The organism is Streptomyces sp. NRRL S-87, from assembly GCF_000719335.1.
GTDB lineage: Bacteria > Actinomycetota > Actinomycetes > Streptomycetales > Streptomycetaceae > Streptomyces.
In genome coordinates, this window is sequence record NZ_JOGB01000065.1 from 54,526 (window position 1) to 60,942 (window position 6,417).

At 74.3% G+C, this 6,417-nt stretch carries 6 protein-coding genes; 5 read left to right on the top strand and 1 reads right to left on the bottom strand.

What is annotated here, in order from left to right; all coding sequences use genetic code 11:
- Positions 1 to 38 precede the first annotated feature (38 nt).
- Positions 39 to 1,100 (top strand): hypothetical protein, encoded by a 1,062-nt coding sequence (locus tag IF43_RS38790; RefSeq protein ID WP_158939562.1) that lies wholly within the window; start codon positions 39 to 41, stop codon positions 1,098 to 1,100.
- Between the two features lie 109 nt (positions 1,101 to 1,209).
- Positions 1,210 to 1,878 (top strand): hypothetical protein, encoded by a 669-nt coding sequence (locus IF43_RS0130210; protein WP_030208005.1) that lies wholly within the window; start codon positions 1,210 to 1,212, stop codon positions 1,876 to 1,878.
- 49 nt (positions 1,879 to 1,927) lie between these two features.
- Here IF43_RS0130210 and IF43_RS0130215 read toward each other — a convergent pair whose 3' ends face one another.
- Positions 1,928 to 2,854, bottom strand: coding sequence for a cyclase family protein (locus IF43_RS0130215; protein ID WP_030208006.1), 927 nt, complete (start codon positions 2,852 to 2,854; stop codon positions 1,928 to 1,930).
- Positions 2,855 to 2,940: 86 nt separating this feature from the next.
- Here IF43_RS0130215 and IF43_RS0130220 point away from each other — a divergent pair, with 86 nt between their 5' ends.
- Genes IF43_RS0130220 through IF43_RS0130230 form a run of 3 tightly spaced genes read left to right on the top strand, consistent with a single transcriptional unit; the run spans position 2,941 to position 6,377 of the window.
- Positions 2,941 to 3,852 (top strand): SDR family oxidoreductase, encoded by a 912-nt coding sequence (locus IF43_RS0130220; RefSeq protein ID WP_030208009.1) that lies wholly within the window; start codon positions 2,941 to 2,943, stop codon positions 3,850 to 3,852.
- A 21-nt stretch (positions 3,853 to 3,873) separates the two neighbouring features.
- On the top strand, positions 3,874 to 5,313 hold the full coding sequence (locus IF43_RS0130225; RefSeq protein WP_267884809.1) for an acyl-CoA dehydrogenase family protein: 1,440 nt from the start codon (positions 3,874 to 3,876) through the stop codon (positions 5,311 to 5,313).
- Positions 5,310 to 6,377: a Zn-dependent alcohol dehydrogenase gene (locus IF43_RS0130230; RefSeq protein ID WP_030208013.1), complete on the top strand. Its 1,068-nt coding sequence runs from the start codon at positions 5,310 to 5,312 to the stop codon at positions 6,375 to 6,377. The genes IF43_RS0130225 and IF43_RS0130230 overlap by 4 nt, the downstream gene beginning before the upstream one ends.
- The last annotated feature ends 40 nt before the right edge of the window (positions 6,378 to 6,417 follow it).

Genomic DNA, 6,417 nt, shown 5'->3' on the forward strand with positions numbered 1-6,417 from the left:
GGCTGCATCCGGTGAGGCGGCGGGGGCAGACTGGCCGCATGAGCGAGCGCGTGCCCGAGTCGGGTCCGGAAGACGCCGGTGCGGCGCACGACGAGGTCCGGCTCGTCGCGCGGGCGCGCGGGCGGGCGCAGGTCCACCAGGTCGTCGGCGGCTCGCAGCACGTCGAGCACCACCACGTCGAGCACCACCACGTCGAGCACCACCACCACTACGGGGGCGGGGGCGCGGTCCCGCCCGGGCTGCCCGAGCTGCGGCTGTGGATCGATCGGCTGGCCGTCGACTACCGCGCGCTCGTCGAGGCCGGGGAGGTGCCCGGCGGCCGGCGCGAGATCGCGGGCCGGCGGCGGGAGCTGGACGCCCTCGCGGACCAGTTGGCCGGTACGGCGGGCCGGCGGGACGGCGTGGACCAGCTGCGCCGCCTGATCGCGGCCGGCGCCGCCCGGTACCTGGCGGAGGCCGGGCCCGGGCCGTCCGCCGACCCTCTGCCCGAGGCGCTCGTGGTCGACCTCGCGGTGTTCGCGCTGTGGCCCGTGGTGCAGGCGCCGCGGCTGCCCGCCGAGTGGCGCAGCGAGCTCGGCGCGCTCACCTCGCCCCGGCTCGCCGCGCTGGTGGACCGGGCCCGCGAGACCCGCGCGGCGCCGGACGCGCTCGTCCGGGCGCTGGCGGGCGGGCAGGTCGCGCCCGGGGTGCTGGCCCTGCTGGACGACCTGGCGGATCCGCGGGGCGCCGGCGCCTGCCTCACGGCCCTGGCCCTGGCGGCGGGGATGCCGTCCCCGCCGCAGCGGGCCGGCGCCGGGGCGGTGCTGGGCTGGCTGCTCGGGGCGGGCGCGCTGACCGCGCTGGCCGCGGAGCACGGCCCCGGCCTGGCCGAGCGGGTCTGGCGGTGGATCGCGGACGAGGTGCGCGGCGGGGGCGACGGCGGGCGCGGGGGCGGCGTGGGCGGCGTGGGCGGTGACGGTCTGGAGTTCCCCTTCCGTTCTCCGTCCCACGCGCGCGACGGCTCCGATGCCGCCTCGGCCTTCGACTCCGGTCCCGGCTCGGCCTTCGGCTCCGGCGCCGGCTCCGGCGCCGGCTCGGGCGCCGACTCCGGCAACGGCTGACCGGGGTGTTCGGTCGATCTCGGCCGCCCCGGCGGCCGGTGCCTGTGACTGCAGGTTCGGTCTCGGTTCTGCGTCGGCCGTGCGTCGGCCCTGAGCGGGGGGAGCCCCGGTGTTCGAGTACCTCAGGCAGTGGTTGTCCGCCGGCGTGCTGGTCAGCGCCGGCTGGCTCGCCGGCGCGGTGCTGCTCTTCCTGATCGCTCAGGGGCACGTCGTGGTGATCGGCATGCTGGCCCGCACGTACCTGTACCTGTACGTGCTTCCGGAAGGGGCGGTGTTCCGCAGCTGGAACGGCTGTCTGGCCGCGAGGGCGTACGACCCGGAGACGGACGAGGACAAGACCTACGAGCTGATCAGGGTCGGCCGCCTCTCCTTCCTGCGCTGGAGATCGGGCAGGGCCCGCTCCGCGGCCTCCGTCCGGCGCCGGTTCGCGCTGGAGGCGGCCTGGCGGGCGGGCATCCTGCTGTTCGTCACGGTCCCGGTGTTCGGGGTCGTGGCCTGGCTGACGTACGCCGTGGATCCGCTGTGGGCCTACGTGCTGGTGTTCTTGGTGGCGCACCAGGTGCTGACGGGGTTCGTTCCGGGCGGGGGGTTCTACCTCAGACCCTGGCTTGTGCACCTGTTCGTCGTGTACGTGTTCCTGGACGGGGCCGACCTGTGGCACCCGTCCCTGGCGGTCGCCGCGCCCGTGTACTGCGGGTTCGTGCTCCTGGGGATGGCACGGACGGGGCGCGACGTCCGGGCCCGGCTGCGCGGGGCGGCGGAGCGGCAGGCCGGGTGAACGACCCCGCGGATCGACACCGTCGACGCCATCGACGCCATCGACACCCCTAGAGCACGGCCACCGGCGCCACCGGTGTCCCCGTGCCGCCGACGAACGGCTCCGGCATCGCGCTCAGCAGGAACGCGTACCGGCCCTCTTCCGCACAGGCTGTGGACAACGCCTCGAGGTTCCAGTTCTGGCCCTGGTGCATGCCCATCTCCACCAGGTCCAGCGCGTGCACGCCCAGCCACAGGTCGTCGATCTCCGGCGGGAAGATCTCGAAGGCCAGGGTGTCGTTGGCGACCGCGGCGACGTCCCGCGCGTGGAACCACTCCGGCGTGCGGATCGACAGCCCCGGTGAGGGGAACCCGTACCCGTGCCTGTCGCCCGCCAGGTAGACCTGGATCTGGCCGGTGCGGACCAGGACGACGTCCCCGGCCCGGACGGTGACGCGGCCGAACTCCTCCGCCTCGGCGAGGTCCTCGGGGGTCACGGCGTGGCCGCCGGGCAGCCGGTCCAGGCCCTTGGCGGCCGCCACGTCCAGCAGGACGCCACGGGACAGGATCGGCGTGGCCTTGTCGATGCCGCTGAACTGCGCGCGGGTGTGCGGGGTGATGGTGGAGGCCGGGCGGCCGTTGTAGATCCGCCCGGAGTGGGAGACGTGCGTGAGCGCGTCCCAGTGGGTGGCGGCCTGGAGCCCCATGGTCACGGCGTCGTCGGAGCAGGCCACCGTGCCGGGGCCGAAGAGCTCCTGGTTGATCTGCACCATCGTGTGCAGCGGGTTGATCCGGCCGGGGATCAGGCCGGCCTGGACGCCGTCCTCCTTCAGCGGCAGGGCGAGCGGGACCCGGCGGCCGCCGGTGACCGTGGCGGCGGCGGCCCGCACCACGTCGGCGGTGATGTGGTTGAGGGTGCCGACCTCGTCGTCGGCGCCCCAGCGGCCCCAGTTGTTCACGCGCTTGGCGATCTCGTGGAACTCGTCGGGCAGGGCCATGGGCGTTCCCTCCTGGGGCTTGTGCGGGCGTGTCCGCGTACCCAAGAATCTAACGGTCCGTCAGAAATCCCGGAAAGGGGCGGGACGTGGGGAACTTCTTGGCAGGCAAGGTCGTGGCCGTGACCGGCGCGGGGCGGGGCATCGGCCGGGCCGTGGCCCTCGCCGCCGCCGCCGAGGGCGCGAGCGTGGTCGTCAACGACTACGGCGTCTCCGTCGAGGGCGGCGAGCCCAGCAGCCAGGTCGCCGAGGACGTGGTGAAGGAGATCGTGGCGGCGGGCGGCCGGGCCGTGGCCGTCGCCGACGACATCTCCACCATGGCCGGAGGCCAGCGCATCGTCGACACCGCACTCGCCGAGTACGGGCGCGTCGACGGCGTCGTGTGCGTGGCGGGGATCCTGCGCGAGCGCATGCTGTTCAACATGTCGGAGGAGGAGTGGGACCCGGTGGTCGCCACCCACCTCAAGGGCACCTTCACGGTCTTCCGCGCCGCGGCCGCCGTCATGCGCAAGCAGGGCTCCGGCACACTGGTCGGCTTCACCAGCGGAAACCACCAGGGCTCGGTGGCCCAGGCCAACTACTCGGCGGCCAAGGGCGGGATCATCTCCCTGGTCCGGTCCGCGGCCCTCGGCCTGCACAAGTACGGGGTGACCGCGAACGCCGTCGCACCGGTGGCCCGGACCCGCATGTCGGCGGGCGTCCCGATGGAGCTCAAGGAGATCGGCGAGCCCGAGGACGTGGCGGCCCTGGTGACGTACCTGCTCAGCGACCGCGCGAAGGCCGAGGGCATCACCGGGCAGGTCTACACGATCGCCGGGCCGAAGATCGCCGTGTGGGCGCAGCCGCGCGAACTGCGCGCCGGGTACGCGGAGGGGGCCTGGACCCCCGAACGCATCGCCGACTTCCTGCCGGGGACGGTCGGCACCGATCCGATGCCGATGCTCGCGCAGCTGGAGGCCATGGCGAAGGCGGCGGCGGCCAAGGACCGCCCCAACGCGTAGGGGGAGGGGGCGGCGATGGGCGTGGACTTCGATTTCGAGGACGGGGACGGGGACGGGGGCGGGAGTGGGAGTGGGGGCGGGGATCGGGAAGGCGACGGGGGCGGGGGCTGGGGTGGGTGCCGGGGGTTCCGGGCGGAGGCCCGGGAATGGCTGGTCGGGCACCTGGTCGGGCCGTACGCGGCCGCCGCCGGCCTCGGCGGGCCGGGCAGCGAGCACGAGGGCGTCGCGGAGCGGCGCGCATGGGAGCGCGAGCTGGGCCGGGGCGGCTGGATCGGGCTGGGGTGGAACGCCCCGGCGGGGGCCTACGGCCAGCGCGCGGCCTCCCTCACGCAGCAGGTCGTGTGGGCCGAGGAGTACGCCCGGGCCCGGGCCCCCGGCCGCGTCGGCCACATCGGCGAGAACCTGCTCGCGCCGACCCTCCTCGCCTACGGCACGCGCGAGCAGTGCGACCGCTTCCTGCCGCCGATCGCGCGCGGTGAGGAGTTGTGGTGCCAGGGCTACAGCGAGCCCGGCGCCGGCTCCGACCTGGCCGGGCTGCGCACCTCGGCCGTGCGCGACCCGGCCGACGGCACCTGGCGGGTCACCGGCCAGAAGATCTGGACCTCGCTCGCCCGCGAGGCGGACTGGTGCTTCGTCCTGGCCCGCACCGAGGCCGGGTCGCGGCGCCACCACGGCCTGTCGTTCCTCCTCGTCCCCATGGACCAGCCCGGCCGGATCGACGTGCGGCCGATCCGGCAGCTGTCCGGGACCAGCGAGTTCAACGAGGTCTTCTTCGACGGGGCGGCGGCCGTGGAGGTGGTCGGCGGCGAGGGCAACGGCTGGACGGTCGCGATGGGCCTGCTGGCCCTGGAGCGGGGCGTCTCGACGCTGGTCCAGCAGATCGGGTTCGCGGCGGAGCTGGAGCGGGTCGTGGCCGGCTTCCTCGCCGGCCCGCACGCCGCGGACGCGGTGTTGCGCGACCGGCTCGTGCGCCAGTGGGCCGAGCTGCGCACCATGCGCTGGAACGCGCTGCGGACGTTGGGTGCTGGTGCTGGTGCTGGTGCTGGTGCTGGTGCTGGTGCTGGTGCTCGTGCTCGTGCTCGTGCTGGTTCTGGTGCTGGTGGCGTGGGGGTTGCTGCCGGTGGTGCTGGTTCTGGTGGGGCTGCCGGTGGCGTCGATGCGGGTCCGCGTGCGGAGGCGGTGGGCGCGGCGAGCGTGGCCAAGCTGCTGTGGGGCGGTTGGCACCGGCGGTTGGGGGAGCTGGCGGTGCAGGTGCGGGGGGCGGCGGCGAGCGTCGGGCCGTCCGACTGGTCGGCGGAGCGACCGTACGAACTCGACGAGGAGCAGCGGCTGTTCCTCTTCACCCGGGCCGACACCATCTACGGAGGGTCGGACGAGATCCAGCGCAACATCATCGCCGAGCGGGTGCTCGGTCTGCCGAGGGAGCTCAGGGAACCTACGGAACTCAAGGAGTCGCGGTGAGAGGTGTCGTGTTCGACGGCAAGCAGGCCCAGGTGCTGGACGACCTGGAGGTACGGGACCCAGGGCCGGGGGAGGTGCGGGTCTCGATCGCGGCGGCCGGGCTGTGCCACAGCGACCTGTCGGTGATCGACGGCACGATCCCCTTCCCGGCACCGGTGGTGCTGGGGCACGAGGGGGCCGGCGTGGTGGAGTCGGTGGGGGCGGGGGTGACGCACGTGGCGCCCGGGGACCACGTGTCGCTGTCCACGCTGGCCAACTGCGGCACATGTGCCGAGTGCGACCGGGGACGTCCGACGATGTGCCGCAAGGCCATCGGGATGCCGGGGCAGCCGTTCTCGCGGGGCGGGCAGCCGCTGTTCCAGTTCGCGTCCAACTCGGCCTTCGCGGAGCAGACCGTGGTCAAGGCCGTGCAGGCCGTGAAGATCCCTGAGGACATCCCGCTGACCTCGGCCGCGCTGATCGGCTGCGGGGTGCTGACCGGCGTCGGGGCCGTCCTCAACCGGGCCCGGGTCGACCGGGGCGAGTCGGTGGTCGTGATCGGCACCGGCGGGATCGGGCTCAACGTCATCCAGGGGGCCCGGATCGCGGGCGCCACGAAGATCGTGGCCGTGGACGCCAACCCGGCGAAGGAGGCGCCGGCCCGCGAGTTCGGGGCCACGCACTTCGTCGACGCCTCGGCGGTGGAGGACACGGTGGCGGCGGTGAAGGAGGTCCTGCCGACCGGGGCGGACCACGCCTTCGAGTGCGTGGGGCGCACCGGACTCATCCGGCAGGCGATCGACCTGCTGGACCGGCACGGGCAGGCGGTGCTGCTGGGCGTGCCCGGCTTCGCGGAGGAGGCGTCCTTCCAGGTCTCGTCGCTCTATCTCGACAAGTCGATCCTGGGCTGCCGGTACGGGTCCTCGCGCCCGCAGCGCGACATCGCCCTCTACGCGGAGCTGTACCGGGAGGGCCGGCTGCTGCTGGACGAGCTGGTGACGCGCACGTACCCGGTGGAGGACTTCGCGAAGGCGGTCGACGACGCGCACGCGGGACGGGTGGCGCGGGGGGTGCTGGTGTTCTGAGGGGGCTGAGGTGTGGGGGTGGGGTGGGGGTGTTCTGACG

Bases quoted from the DNA above. Each gene is read 5' to 3' on its own strand.
- IF43_RS38790 (WP_158939562.1), top strand. From the start codon at position 39: ATGAGCGAGCGCGTGCCCGAGTCGGGTCCGGAAGACGCCGGTGCGGCG.
- IF43_RS0130215 (WP_030208006.1), bottom strand. From the start codon at position 2,854: ATGGCCCTGCCCGACGAGTTCCACGAGATCGCCAAGCGCGTGAACAAC.